This window comes from Bacillus sp. BPN334 (assembly GCF_008368885.1).
GTDB lineage: Bacteria > Bacillota > Bacilli > Bacillales > Bacillaceae_G > Bacillus_A > Bacillus_A wiedmannii.
In genome coordinates, this window is the sequence record NZ_QOZW01000013.1 from 65,816 (window position 1) to 79,903 (window position 14,088).

Annotated in this window: 11 protein-coding genes; 2 read left to right on the forward strand and 9 right to left on the reverse strand. The window is 31.0% G+C overall.

Going from position 1 to position 14,088, the window contains the following annotated elements:
* Positions 1 to 68 precede the first annotated feature (68 nt).
* Positions 69 to 1,241, reverse strand: coding sequence for a tyrosine-type recombinase/integrase (locus DN393_RS20855; RefSeq protein ID WP_149173821.1), 1,173 nt, complete (start codon positions 1,239 to 1,241; stop codon positions 69 to 71).
* Positions 1,242 to 1,643: 402 nt separating this feature from the next.
* On the opposite strand from DN393_RS20855, the gene DN393_RS20860 reads away from it, so the two are divergent.
* Positions 1,644 to 2,645, forward strand: a complete 1,002-nt coding sequence (locus DN393_RS20860; RefSeq protein WP_149173822.1) for a helix-turn-helix domain-containing protein — start codon at positions 1,644 to 1,646, stop codon at positions 2,643 to 2,645.
* A gap of 64 nt (positions 2,646 to 2,709) precedes the next feature.
* Here DN393_RS20860 and DN393_RS20865 read toward each other — a convergent pair whose 3' ends face one another.
* Together DN393_RS20865 and DN393_RS20870 are read right to left on the reverse strand one after the other, a co-directional pair.
* Positions 2,710 to 2,985 carry a barstar family protein gene (locus DN393_RS20865; RefSeq protein ID WP_064474277.1) on the reverse strand — a complete coding sequence of 92 codons (276 nt, stop codon included), beginning with the start codon at positions 2,983 to 2,985 and terminating at the stop codon, positions 2,710 to 2,712.
* A 20-nt stretch (positions 2,986 to 3,005) separates the two neighbouring features.
* Positions 3,006 to 6,401, reverse strand: a complete 3,396-nt coding sequence (locus DN393_RS20870) for an S-layer homology domain-containing protein (RefSeq protein WP_149173823.1) — start codon at positions 6,399 to 6,401, stop codon at positions 3,006 to 3,008.
* A 602-nt stretch (positions 6,402 to 7,003) separates the two neighbouring features.
* On the opposite strand from DN393_RS20870, the gene DN393_RS20875 reads away from it, so the two are divergent.
* Positions 7,004 to 7,564, forward strand: coding sequence for a recombinase family protein (locus DN393_RS20875; protein ID WP_149173824.1), 561 nt, complete (start codon positions 7,004 to 7,006; stop codon positions 7,562 to 7,564).
* 642 nt (positions 7,565 to 8,206) lie between these two features.
* Here DN393_RS20875 and DN393_RS20880 read toward each other — a convergent pair.
* The 6 genes from DN393_RS20880 to DN393_RS20910 all read right to left on the reverse strand — a co-directional run bounded on the left by DN393_RS20880 (position 8,207) and on the right by DN393_RS20910 (position 13,943).
* Positions 8,207 to 8,449, reverse strand: coding sequence for a hypothetical protein (locus tag DN393_RS20880; protein WP_098669700.1), 243 nt, complete (start codon positions 8,447 to 8,449; stop codon positions 8,207 to 8,209).
* Between the two features lie 367 nt (positions 8,450 to 8,816).
* Positions 8,817 to 9,116, reverse strand: coding sequence for an ArsR/SmtB family transcription factor (locus DN393_RS20885; protein WP_000214796.1), 300 nt, complete (start codon positions 9,114 to 9,116; stop codon positions 8,817 to 8,819).
* A 625-nt stretch (positions 9,117 to 9,741) separates the two neighbouring features.
* Entirely contained in the window at positions 9,742 to 10,443 is a 702-nt protein-coding gene (locus DN393_RS20890; protein WP_149173825.1) for a YrrS family protein, read from the reverse strand.
* 238 nt (positions 10,444 to 10,681) lie between these two features.
* Positions 10,682 to 11,116: a sodium:proton symporter gene (locus DN393_RS20895; RefSeq protein WP_149173826.1), complete on the reverse strand. Its 435-nt coding sequence runs from the start codon at positions 11,114 to 11,116 to the stop codon at positions 10,682 to 10,684.
* Positions 11,117 to 12,529: 1,413 nt separating this feature from the next.
* Complete coding sequence (locus tag DN393_RS20905) at positions 12,530 to 13,252, reverse strand: thioesterase II family protein (RefSeq protein WP_046955819.1); 723 nt, start codon at positions 13,250 to 13,252, stop codon at positions 12,530 to 12,532.
* The gene (locus tag DN393_RS20910; RefSeq protein WP_149173827.1) at positions 13,239 to 13,943 is read right to left on the reverse strand and encodes a 4'-phosphopantetheinyl transferase family protein; all 705 of its coding nucleotides are present in this window, start codon (positions 13,941 to 13,943) and stop codon (positions 13,239 to 13,241) included. The genes DN393_RS20905 and DN393_RS20910 overlap by 14 nt, the downstream gene beginning before the upstream one ends.
* Positions 13,944 to 14,088: the final 145 nt, after the last annotated feature.

A 14,088-nucleotide genomic window follows, 5' to 3' on the forward strand; every position in this document is an offset into this window, starting at 1 on the left:
ATGATAATTAACTGTATTTAATTATGTAAAAAACACATAATTAAATACAGTTATAACTATTATAAAATTCATATCAACATATCAGCGAAAGCAGATCCAACGTTATTTTTACGCTTCATATGCTTCTCTAAATATATTTTTGTGGTTTGAATATTTTCGTGACCGAGTGTTTGCATTAAATGATATAAATCCGCATTTCCTTGTTCAACTGCCATAATTGCAAAAGCATGTCGAAATGTATGTGCGGTTACTGGATTTTCACGATATTGTAAGAACTCTAAGTCTGTCTTCTTTATCATATCTGTTACCTGATTTGATAGTGTTTTAGAATTATATGCACTTCCTCTTTGATTTATAAATAACGGACTTTCATCCCCTTTTTCCAATACTGTTTGGAAACCTCTTCTTCTTCTCATCTCACAAATACATTGGTATAAATGTTCTGAAATAAAAAGTTCACGCACTTTGTTCCCTTTTCCCCTAACCTTTAACCAATACTTTCCATAATAGTGTAAATCTTTTACTCTTGCAGTACACAACTCCTGAATACGCGCACCAGTACTTGCTAATGCAAGTACTATTGTATAGTTTATTAAATGTCCTCTTTCTTTATAAAAGCCTAATATTTTCATGACTTCTTCATAGGATAAATCCCGATTCGGTCGATCTTTTTCATTTACATTCGCACGCTGTAATTCTTCATGAATTGGTTTTTCAATATACCCAAATACATGAAGATGTTTTAAAAAAGAACGTATAAGTATTGATTTTTTTGCAAGTGTTGCGACCGCGTACGTATCCCCATTTCTACCGTTCTCTACCTGCTTCAACCAAGCATTATATTTACGAATATGCCAAGGCTGTAATGTTTTCAATAACGAATCATTTTGCTGCACCTCTTCTCCATTCAATTCGAATTCCTCTGCATGCTGCACCATGCACTGACAAAATGATAAGATTTCAGATACATAACTCTTTTTCGTATCCTCTTTTCTATTCTTTTTCTCATCCATATCTTTTTGTAAATGTACGAAATGATAAATGACTTCCAAATCACTTAAATACGTATATTTACTCTTTCCCTCTTTTTCTGCAACCTCCATCTTCTCTTCCAACTTATCTACATAACGACTATCATGCAGGAATGGAACCATATCTCTTATACTTTCTACATATGTATCTATATCTTCACTTTGATTCTTTATTATAGGTAAGTTCTCTTTTTTATTTTGTTTATCCATATTTCGAATTAACCCCTCCTATTGAAGATTATGAATATAATTCGCTTTATTACCTTTACTTATCATTTTATTTTACTTCTATACATTATACAAATGATTATTCATTTTCTTTCTGTAAGAATCCTACATTCTTCTCTATTATCTTATATTTATATTTTTTTATAATTTATTAGTAAATAGATATCATTTAATAGTTTATACCTTAGAATTTAAATCCCTTTTATAAAGAAAATAAATTTAAAATACATTAAGAGATAAATTAAATCTAAAACGATTTTAAACTACAAAATTTTATAAGAACTTTAATAAATTCTATTTCTCATTTTAAATATATCTCATATTCTGATATGATATATACATATCTAAAATACTAGTAAACAATAGTTATGGAGGTGTCCTTTCATGACACAAGATTTATTGTTCATTACAAAACCTACTGTAACGACAAAAGAGGCAGCCGACTTATTAGGAGTAACGGTACAAACAATTTTAAAGAAAGAAAAAGATGGATTAATAGAATGTGTATATAAAGATAACTGGAAGCAATTCGGTAGTAAGATTTTCTATTTAGAGGATATTGAACGTTTAAAAGATATCGAAGAGATTGAGGGTTATAGTACAAAAGAAGCAGCTGAGATTCTGAATGTAGCACCATCTACTGTCTTTACATATATCAAATCTGGAAAACTACCTGCTTCAAAGATTGAAAAGCGCGGAAAAGAAGTATATATCATTAATAAAGAGGACCTTGAAACTTTTCAACTTACTTATGAAAAAACTACATCAAAAGAGCGAAAAACATTCATTGCTAAGATTCAAGACGAAGATATATATTTATATCAATTATTAACACATCAACATACGGGGAAAGTAGGGAGAGTAATAGAAATTAATGGAGCAGACGGCAAGATTCTTACAGAAGACGAAGAAATCTTCCCTTTATCCACGTATAAAGAACATGATTACTCCTTTGAACCTTTCCGTAAGCAAGCTGTAATTACAAAACGAGGGTATTTATCTTTTTCCTTTAAAAAACCCCAACTATTTAATTCCATTACTTATAATCTTATAAATTTATTTTATAAAGAGCTAGGTGTCACAAATATGCGATTGAGTGTTTCATCTGATACTATTAAATTAGAAATTAAACCTTTCGTATTACAAGTTGATCCATTGCAGTTTCAAGAAGAGATTAAATACTTACATTCTCATATGAAATCCGGTACGATACTTCCACATGTTGAAGGAATTTATTTTAAAAGTAATGTAGAGCCATTAACTTTTCATGCAGATCATGAATTTAAGCAGAAAATAGTTCAAATGGCAGTGGATGCAGGTATGGGACAGGAAGAATTCTTATTACAAGCTGTAAAATCTTATATAAGAAATTTAGAACAACAATAAATATTTCTTAAAAAGAAAAACCGTAGAAATTAAATATTTCCACGGTTTTTCTTTTTACCTAAGGTCATTTTACAACAATATAGAACTTACCTGGCATTTCATTTTGTGCATCTTGAAATATTTTTAAAATTAAATCCGCATAAGGTCCTAACATCTTTTGAGTACTCTCAAAAAATTCCCATTCTATTGTTATAGGAAGACCTATAAATCCAGTTAAACAGTCCCACAAAGCATCTGCATTTTCCCCATAAAAACTAGGGAAATCTAATTGTTTTTTTAATGTTTGGTGCAATACTTCTTTACTAGTAAGTGTTCTTCCATCCAATTTTACTTTATCCATAAATTTAATCCCTCTATTTCCTATTTTACTTCGGTAAACGTTTTATAATGATCAGAAGTTTTATATACTAATCCATCATTAGAATAAAGAATTCTATCATTACCTCGATACCCTGATGAATAATTAATATCTGCTTCATACCAAGTCCTATTTGGAGCATTTGGTAATAGCCTTTCATTATTATAGTAAACATTTCCACCAACACTTTTTCCTGGAGCTACTTCGTGGAGATTTCCTTTCTTTCTATCCCATCCTAAAGCCTCAGCTTGTTGCTTTGTGATGAAATTATCCGGTAATTTCTTATTTTGTTTTATGTACTGAGCGACTTCATCAAAACCCGTAGGATATTTCGTAAATTTTGTACTTTTGGCTGCCGCTTCTAAAGCCTTACCTTTCTTCTCAAGGTCTCCAGCCTTCCCTACAACTTTACCGATAACCCGTGTTGTACCACCAGATACGACAGCCAATGTACCCCATACATAATCTTCTGGATCATATTTTTGACCTGTTACTAAGTCTTCCCCTTTGATGAGTTGTCCAATTTCTTTTCCTGTACCAATTATAGGCGTCATACCCAATACGAATGATACATCTCCATCATTCTTACGATCATATACTCTAGATGGATCGCCACCTAAATCACGTAGTGCATTACTCAAGTCAATATTTCCAACATTGATGGCAGCAGCAGATACATCAACCTTATGACTTGCTATTCTATTAGCGGAGTCCATAAATGTATTTGCAAGGTCTAATCCCATGTTGAAATCTGTGAAGAATCCTGGGACTTTCGCATCCAATGCTTGTAAATCTTGCGCAATAATTGGAGCGTTTTTTCGCGTTACTTGTACAAGTTCCTCCATCCCAGGTTTTGCCTCATCAATGGAATGTTTCAGATTAATGGAGCTATTTACAACTGGTCCTAAATCTTTAACTACACCAGATAACCCCTTCGATAACTCTTGCATATTCAATGTGATTTGATGAATATCTTTATTAATTTCATTTTGACATTCAATAGCTTTGGCCGAAACCACATCTAATGCTTGATAATAACCAACATAGGCCTCAATAAGTGATTCATAATACTGGAGTATAAAACTGTATGTCTCTACACCAAAATCTAGTAATTCTTTTCCATCAGCTCCAAGTAATTTTACAAGTTCTTTCCTTTGGGTAACGGTTAAATTTTTTATATCACCTTTCATTGCATTTACTAGTTCTTGTAACTTACCATGTGCTTCTTTCATCACTTGTATTTTATACTGTACATCTTGCTTTGCGTTGTTTACGTTCCTTGAAATACTTTCCCAATGCTCTGCATCATCTACCAAACGATTTTCTTCTTCTTCTAAAATCTTAATCGTGTTATTTATGAGTGTTTCATCACTTTTTAAATAATCTAATACACCTTCAAATATCTTTACTTTTCCATCAAGCAAAGTGAGTGGACTTTTAGCCTCCTGATCAAAAATAATGGCATCATGAATGCGCACATATCCCTTTTCGCCTTGGTAATTAACCTCATACCAAGAACCGACTTTCCCCACTACTTCTATTAATTCACCTTTATTTACACTTTTTGCACGTAATGCTTTTTTCAAGTCTGCCTCAGGATATACTTTTTTAACAAGGGATTCTAATGTAATCCACCCTTTAACCATTTCTCCATCTTGATTAAAGGAGAATTTCTTATCTTTATATGTAAAATCTCCTGTTTGTAATGCACCTGAAGGCTGTAGTAAATACCAATTAAACTCTTGCTTCATCCAACCATTTCTTGATTCATGAGAAGCATCAAAATAATACGGTTTCCCATCAACATGTGTAAATCCAGATTGTACAGGACCTAACGGGCCAAAGTAATAGGTTTTTCCGTCAATATGTTGGATTCCAGTTTGCACCACGCCATCGGTACCCAGATAATAATCATATCCATTTGTATGTACCCATCCCAATTGCATAAACCCATCGGTACCAAAATAATAACGTTTCCCATCAATTGATTGGAAACCTGTTACTTTTTGCCCATCTTTTTGATAATACGTCCATTTTCCTTCTTCTTGTACCCACCCTTGTTTATTATCTAAATAGAGTGCTTCTTTTAATTGATCAATCCATTGTAATCCATTCGCAAGAACATTTAGATCACTATCAAGTTGTTTATCAAATTTCTTTTGAATATTTGGTGGAAAGTATTTTTCGGGATCTTTATGATACTCCGTTATCATAAAATGAGACAAATTCGTTGCTTCTTTTGCTACATCCCATGAACGAACTGGTGATTCACCAATTATAACTGACTCTAGTACCCGGACATATCCGATTTCCCCTTGATACTTGACCTGGTACCATAAACCTTGTTTGGATATGACCTCTAAAACATCTCCATCCTTTACAGGTTTAGACTTCATTAGAAATTTTGTTTCTGGCTTTGGATAGATTCTTTTAACAGCAGAACGTAGAGTAATCCATCCCTTTTCCATATCCCCGTACTTATTAATTTCAAATGGTTTTCCTTGATAGGTAAATGTTCCTGTCACATACTTCCCATCTTTTAAATAGCTCCATGAAGTTGCAGAAAAACTCCATCCGGTCTTTAGTTTACCAGGTTCACTATAATATAAAGTATCTTTCCCTACCTGCTTTCTTCCTTGGAATAGCCTTCCATCTTTAAAAAAGGAGTACTCTATTCCATCTAACGTAATGTTATCTGTTTGCTTACTCCCATCTTTGTTGTAATAGTACCAATTCTCTTTCTCCTTCACCCAGCCAACTGATTCATCATTTTGCATATCTGTTACTTTCATAATCGTCCTATATAAGAACATAGAAAATTGCTCTCTAGTAACAATGCCATTTGGATTAAAATTGCCGTCACCTGTACCACTTGTTATGTTGTTACCGGCTAATATTTTGACATATTCGTTGGCCCAGTGACCTTTCATATCCGTAAATTCAACATTTCCTTGCGGCATTAAATCAAATGTTTTGACAAGCACAGTTGCCATTTCGGCACGTGTCATATTATTTTTTGGATTGAATTTTTTTTCAGCATTTACACTGAAAATGCCACGTGCTGTTAGTGCCAAAATTTCCTTTTTGAAATTGCTGTCACCAATATCAACAAATGGATTATTTGTACTATCTTGCGGTTTTAAATATCGATACAAGAAAGCAGCGAGATGTTCGCGAGTAATAGGATCGGTTGCACCGAAATACCCATTTCCGTATCCTGTTATAATCTTCTTCTCCACCATATACATCATTTCTTTATACGCCCAGTGAGTTTTAGGAACGTCAATAAAAGATGATGAATTCACTTGATCATTTTGTTCTGCATACGCTGTTCCTACTGTACTGAATAACAAAATACATACCATAAAACTTAAAAATAATTTCTTAATTGTATTCATAATAGCTCCTATTCAATAGTTAAAAATATAATTGCAAAATCAGCACTTATTTTATACTTCATTTACGGCGTTTTATATAATTATCAAATTTCTATTCATACTGATAGTTCGCATAAGGACAACCTAAGTCATTCTGTCTAAACAATAATTAATTCATAAGATGTTTCATTTTTTAAATGTAGTAGCCCGTTTATGGAACCTTCTTAATATATAGTAAAACCAAGTTTTTTAATTTAAAAATCCCTTAGTGTAAAATCCGCATTATGATACCAATCCCCTTTCTCTTTGACGCGGCCTATTTGATTTAAAACTTCGACTTCCTCTGTAAACATTGGTGCATAGGTAGAAAATAATTAAAATAACGATAATATAAGTCCTATGATTTTCTTCATACTCGCATCTCCTTATCAATTCGTAAAAACTTTTTAATTATATATTAGGTTTCATTTGTATTGAAATAAAAAAATATAAATATGCATAATTGCATATTTACCTTCTTAATAGAGTTTACCCTATTGAGAAATACTCCCTTTCCTTGATATTATTAGTCTCAGAGACTCTCAATAACACTTATCAAAAATACAATTGAAATGAAGAGAAAAATGTTTTATGGATACGCTCGTGTCAGTGCACAAGATCAAAATCTAGATACACAGATTGAACAGCTCATGAAATATGGAGTAGATGAAATTATTAAAGAAAAAATAAGTGGAGTAACCAAACAAAAGCCAGAGTTAGACTCTATACTTTCAAAACTAACTACTGAGGATACTTTAGTCGTAACTAGAATGGCTCGTTTAGGTCGAAATACCATTCAGCTTTTACAATTAGTAGAACAACTTCAGGAAAAAGATGTTCACTTTGCGATTTTAAATTTAGGAATAAATATGAGAACGCCAACAGGAAAATTCTTTTTAACTGTCATGGCTGCCTTTAGTGAACTTGATCGAGAAATGATTAAAGAAAAGCAACGTACGGGAATAAAGTTAGCGAAACAAAAAGGAGTGTATAGAGGAAGAGTAAAGAAATATACGGATAAGCACCCAGTTATGAATCATGCGATTGAATTGCGCAAGCATACCAATAAAATTGTTAAAGAAATATACCAAATTACTGGTGTGAGTCCGGCCGCTCTGTATCGTAGATTAAAAGAACTTGAATAAAGTTCTTTTTTGATTTGTAATTAAATCCCAGAGTGGCCCCTCATACCGAGTATCGTTTCCGTACCCCTGGGAGAGAAACACATGCTTATCAGGGTAAAATTAGCTAAGTTCAAACTCATCCAAACTTTTTTGTTCTTGTACAAGGGCATAAAACTCTCAACTATTCCGAGAAAAATCTATATTCAGTTAAATTTCATATCTTTAATTGAGCAAAAATCACAAAAATTATCCAACTTTTGTATAAAAGAATGAGTCAATTGAACTTAGAAAAAGCGTGTTTTAATAAAAAAAATTTTCCGAATGCACTTTTTCTTTTTGTTCTTCTATCAGGGATCATAACGTTAAATTAATCAAACATTTTTCGAAAACAACAACAGTTATTTACGAGAATACAACCTCAACTTAAAAAAGACCACCCCTTTCAATAAAGGAAGTGGTCTTCCTAAATTATCTATTTTCTTAAAATAAAACTATAATAACTTTGATATCTCTTTACTCAGTCATCCGATTATAGGAATAAAATCCATTAATACATGTAATTCCATCCCTATTAAAGCAGAAATAAAAATGATTTTTAAGAAAATACTCTATTTATAAGTAAACAATATTATTAATCTAAGTATTATAAAATTAGTAACTCACTTAAGAAGTTTTAAAAGACAAGCTTGTTAATGATGTTCCAACACTTAAGTCGTCATTTAATACGAGGGATAAACAAGCTACTAATGGTAATGTAATGGTAATTGAGCCATCAGAATTAATCACTATACTAGGACTAGATCCACACTCTTCTCCACCACTTACAATTGATTCTACCCCACCACTCGGAGTAAACGTAACTATAAGACACACATCGATACAAATATCATTTAAAGTATATGCCATTACTTATACCCCACCCTAAAACAATTTATAATAAGCTATGTAGTAAAAAGGGTTAATGACACATAAAAATTTTAGATAAAGGCGCATTAAGATGTTTTTTCTATTTTTACAGAGACCCGCTCAATTCTTCCTTAAAAACACAAGGTAAAGTGAACCCGTTATAGTCCATGAAATGAGCTCTAATCCCCCCTTATCTAAAAAGGAGGAACTATTATTATGGAATATGATTGTAGTAAGCGGTGTACTTTTGAATTTGATCGAATCATTGTAAATCATAAAAACTATAAAAATTCAAATGCAAATACATAAAGCAACACAAAATAGCCCCTTCTCACCAGCAGCGGCTATTTTATATGAAAATACTTCATTAGTTTATATATCCTAAAACACTTACAATCTTACTCGCTTTTAAATTATGAATATGATAATAAATTTCTAAACCTTTTCGCTCAGCTCGTAACACTTTGCCCTTCATTTTTGATAAATGTTGTGAAACCGTCGATTGTGGAATATTCAGTAATTCTGTTAATTGTGTTACATTACACGTTTTTCTCGTACTTAATTCATTTACAATTTGTAAGCGGATTGGATGCGCCATAATTTTCAAAATATCTACATCTTCTTCTGAAACTAAACTTTTTCTCATTTCACTTGTATATGTTGTCATAGGACATTCCCCTTTTATATGAACTCCTTTTATTTTGATCTATTTCCAAAATATTTAAAACTCCGATGTAAAACCTTTATATAAAAATAAGGGAATTTTAAATTTTTAAAAACAGAACGAAATACAATTCACTTAATTTATTCTTTCATTACATGTAAATAATAAAATATTAATATGTGCTCTATGTGAAGTTAGCCTAAATTTATAATGAAGATTTTTCAAATCATTCACATGTAACTACCGATTTTTCTGCTTTGTGTTTCCCTTCTATCTTTTTTGTTTTCTTTCCTTGAGCTTTTCATTGTTTTCTCTAGGTACAGGAGTGTTGGTCATATAAAGATCGATACTACTAAGTCGTTTACTACGAGGAGAATATTTCCTTCCTTTCTATTTTCTTGTACAACTTAATCCTGTAATCGTTTTTTTGTTGTTCTTTGGTTAATAGATGAACGCTCACACGAGATGAGACTTTATTGATTATCAAAGTTGGTCCGCATCAGGATCTAACAAATGAGTCCAAGTAATTAATGCTGTCAACATAACAAAAAGAGTCCTGATTGATACGGACTCTTTTTTGAGTTTTTACAAAAGTAAACTTTTAAACACATAATTCCATTTCTATTATTTATTTTACCACCTGAACAGATTCTGGTTTCCACCCCTGATTCTCTACCCAATCAATATTAACCTTATATTTTTTATTACTTTGCTTATCTCGTACATTACCGTAGGCTTTATTATTACCATTATTCCCAATAAAATCGAAAATCAATTGGCTCTCTGGAACATCGATAGCATAAGAAATTGCTTTTTTCATCTCACTCCAATCTACTGTTCCTTCTTTAAATTTCATTTCAGGTTTTGCTCCTTGTTCTGTACCAATTGGCTTCCAAGAAGAATTAGTTTGAGAACCCTTTTCTTGAGATGCCGTTTTTTCTCCCTCTTTATTTTCATTTCCGTTCATTTTTACCGATTTTTCTGCTTTTTGTTTCTCTTCTAACAGTGCTGCTTCTTTCTCCTCACGTTCCTTCTCTTCTAACTGCGCTGCTTCTTTCTCCTCACGTTCCTTCTCTTCTAACTGCGCTGCTTCCTTCTCCTCAAGTTCCTTCTCTTCTAACTGTACTGCTTCTTTCTCTTTACGTTTCTTCTCTTCTAACTTTGTTGCTTTCTTTTCTTGAGCAATTGCTTTCTTTGATGTATCAGAAGGGGAAAACAACTGGTATGTCACTATACCAACTGTCACTAATACCAAAGTAAATGCAATATTAAAAACCACCTTTTTACGACGATTTTGTTGTTTTTCTTGAAACCTGCTTACTTGTCCCATTTTTTAAACCCCCGAGTTTATTTTCTCTTCTAATTTTTATGCATTATTCTTATAATTCTTAATATTTTTATTAAACAATGGAAATAAATCACAATTCCCATACAAGATTTCATATCATAATAAAATTTGTGTTGTTTCAAGCATCTGACATATGTTATTCAAAAATATTTTAATACATTAAAAATTGATAAACTCCTGTTCGTAAGAAACCTTCAATTTTATTCAAAGATGATTCCAATTACGTCCACATTAGATCTCCTGTAGAAATCTTTTTAACAATTAAGCCCCTTCTTCCCTTATTTATAATTTTTAAATTAAACTGCCCTCTATGGTACAATAAAGATGTGTTGTTCTCTACTGGGGTATGTCGTAAAATCAGAAGGGATTTTATCTCTTTTACCTTTTTTTCAGAGTAACTTTCACCACTAGGAAACTCTATTATTCCTAATGTAATCTTTAATTCGTTTTCATCAAAAGTCCAATCCTTATTAAGTTCCCTTATCTTTTGTATAAAGCTTCTTTTGGTTTTTCCTATATAGATCAATGTTTCATTTTTAGCATATACTCTAGAGATTGCAAATATTCCCTTCTTAAAAGCTTCTTCTCTACTATAAAAATCATTTAAACTATACAATCCATACCATTTAATATGTACTTTTTCTATTAATCTCACCTCATTTTTAGATAATATTATAATTTCTGAATGTTCGAATTATTGTGGATACATAGCCTTGATTACTTGAATTATAAATAGTGCTTTTCAATAATACATTTTATTATTACTAATTTCAATAATGCAGAAAAAATACAATATTATAGTTTAATTACAAAATTATCTAAAAACAAAGTGATGTCGTACCAAATATTTTATTTTTTTCAATATCAGACTATCGTGAACAAAAGTTAGAGAGTTATGGAATAAAATATAATGTGCATTTACATGCATTTCTTTTTAAAAGATGTTTTGTAATTGCAACTGAATTAAAAAAATATAGATTTTTATGACTCCTTTCGGGGGATATAGTAAAGTGGGATCTTATATATGCACATTACTATACCGAACTAGATTTCGGTATAGTAATTTTTTGTAACTCATTGATTTTTTACCAAACACGTATAAAAATTAATAGTATGAAAATAAAAAAGAACCTGCAAATCTGCAGATTCCCCTGATAATAATTTATATAAGTAAGACTCGAAAATATAATACAATGATTCAAAAATAAGTTCAAGTAAATCAAAAGAACCCGCTGGAGTTAGGGTTCTTTCAGAAGTGATGATGTTTTCTCAGCTTCGCAAAGTGAGAAAATACAAGAGTATAATACATCGAGATTTAGAGAATTTCAATAATTAATAGATAAGGAATATTTTATTTATTATGCAATGCTTGTGTTTTTTTATTCAAAATATTTTATAATCCATTTATTTAGATATTATTCAGAAAGTATAAAACTGTTAACTAAATATCGGAGTATTTTTATATATTCTATTAATACTATTAATTCTTTCTTCAAAAATTCCCCTAAAATGAAAAGATACGATATTCTTTCTGTAGAATCATAGGAAAGGATGGCGTTTCTTTTAATTTTATGGAGTACTAATTATTTCTTTTTTTATAATAAGAAAGGAAATTTATTATCATAAAGTATACCTGAGTCTATTGGTTTCCTAGCCCGAAAGAGATAAATAGCTTTGTTCCCATTCATGAAATAGTACAATGTATGCACAATTACATATCTAATTAATTGCTTTTAGTGTTATATTTTAATAGCGATGAATGCTATTATTTCATAAGTTGTCAACAAGCGTTATGTATGAGAAAAAGGAAGGGGCCAAATAGGCCCTTCCTTTTTCTACTAATTAACTAAATTACTCTCTGGTAAAAATTTAAAAAGTGTTGCAAATAAGTTGCATCACTTTTTTAGATAAATACGGGAAGTAACTCTTACGATTCAATGAGTCTTTTTTCCTACCTTTGAAAAGTTCGTTTAGGCTTCAATGCCCTTATTCAGTGATATTTCAGCAGTTCCTTTATTTTTCATATTTAATATTTTGTTCCTTAGCCATGAATATACTTAGAAAACCTCTAAAAACTATTTGATAATCTTTTAGAATCTAACTTTCTTATAATACTCTTTGCTATTTCTTCAATATTTTCATTTAGAAAGAAATGATTACCTTCAAAAGAATGAAGAGTACACGTTTTACTTGTATATTGCTCCCATTTTATTACTTGATCATATGTAGTAAATTCATCATTTTCCCCATTAAATATAAGAAAATCAATATCACACGGTTGTATATTATTGTCATGAATATATGTCTCGACAATTTTAAAATCTGCTCTTAGAATTGGGAGAAAAATCTCCATTAATTCTTCTGATTGAAGTACCCCGGACGGTGTACCTCCCATTGCAATAACTTCTCTTTTAAATTGCTCATTAGAAAGATTATGTCGGATATTTTTTATTTTACTATTTGGATGATTTCTACCGGACAAAACAAGAAATTCAGGCGATACGTTTTTAGAATCTTTTATTTTTCTGGCTACTTCATAGGCGATCAAACTTCCCATGCTATGCCCGAATAGAATGTAGGGCGAATCATCTATCTGCATAACTATTTTATTGTAAACATCATTCACAGCCTCTTCCATACTTTGGTACAAGTTTTCTTCAATTCTATATCCTCTACCAGCTAACTCTATCGGGACTACCTCAATATATGGATTAAAGTGATTTTTCCATTTTGCGTAACTAAACGCAGATCCCCCAGCATGTGGAAAGCAAAAAAGTTTAGTCTTCTGCATTGATTTTCTCCTTACTTTCAAATTTGTATATATTTTGGCAAATTGCATAAATGTCTTTAATTATTATCTCTTGCGGAAATTCATCCCTTGTTGCACAAGCAGATATCTTATAATTTGGCTCAATGTTATATTGTCTAAAGTAAAAGTTTTGAGGTATATACTTATATGAAATTAAAGTTGGTGACTCTTTTTTTATAGAGAATGAATTTAACGGGATATAAAGCCCTTTTTCAATCGTTTTTATATAACTTTCTTTTAATGTCCATAAATCATAAAAATAATTAATTTGTTCATCAGAATTTATATTAGATATATCATAAAATTCTTCCTCTGAAAAAAATTCATTTGCTAATTTAAGAGCCTCTATCTCTGAAACCTTTTCTATATCAATACCCACATTAAAATTAGCAGTAGTACAAACCACCCATTCTCCTGAATGTGACAGATTAAAATGAAAGTCAGAAAAATTTTCAACAAAAGGTTTTCCATACTCATTATATATAAATCTAATTTCTTCATTATTAATTTTATACTTTTGGCAGATTAGAGATCGGATTAGTAAATCCCCTATCAGGGTCCTATTAACGTCGCATGAGTTTAATAAACGCTTCATTCGTTCTTTCTTCTCATTTGAAACCAAGTTACTAAGTTGCTTAAACAAATGACTTTCAATATTCTTTGGTATTTTCACAGCTTGAATGTGTATGATAAATCACTTCCTTTTTTAAAGGATGGCTTCATATATGTGCGTTACATAAATTCAAATTAACTTTATCAAATTGCAAATACAATAGAAAAGGTGCATATTTACATATCAATGAAAATATACACCTTTC

Bases quoted from the DNA above. Each gene is read 5' to 3' on its own strand.
- DN393_RS20855 (WP_149173821.1), bottom strand. From the start codon at position 1,241: ATGGATAAACAAAATAAAAAAGAGAACTTACCTATAATAAAGAATCAA.
- DN393_RS20860 (WP_149173822.1), top strand. From the start codon at position 1,644: ATGACACAAGATTTATTGTTCATTACAAAACCTACTGTAACGACAAAA.
- DN393_RS20865 (WP_064474277.1), bottom strand. From the start codon at position 2,985: ATGGATAAAGTAAAATTGGATGGAAGAACACTTACTAGTAAAGAAGTA.
- DN393_RS20870 (WP_149173823.1), bottom strand. From the start codon at position 6,401: ATGAATACAATTAAGAAATTATTTTTAAGTTTTATGGTATGTATTTTG.
- DN393_RS20875 (WP_149173824.1), top strand. From the start codon at position 7,004: ATGTTTTATGGATACGCTCGTGTCAGTGCACAAGATCAAAATCTAGAT.
- DN393_RS20880 (WP_098669700.1), bottom strand. From the start codon at position 8,449: ATGGCATATACTTTAAATGATATTTGTATCGATGTGTGTCTTATAGTT.
- DN393_RS20885 (WP_000214796.1), bottom strand. From the start codon at position 9,116: ATGACAACATATACAAGTGAAATGAGAAAAAGTTTAGTTTCAGAAGAA.
- DN393_RS20890 (WP_149173825.1), bottom strand. From the start codon at position 10,443: ATGGGACAAGTAAGCAGGTTTCAAGAAAAACAACAAAATCGTCGTAAA.
- DN393_RS20905 (WP_046955819.1), bottom strand. From the start codon at position 13,252: ATGCAGAAGACTAAACTTTTTTGCTTTCCACATGCTGGGGGATCTGCG.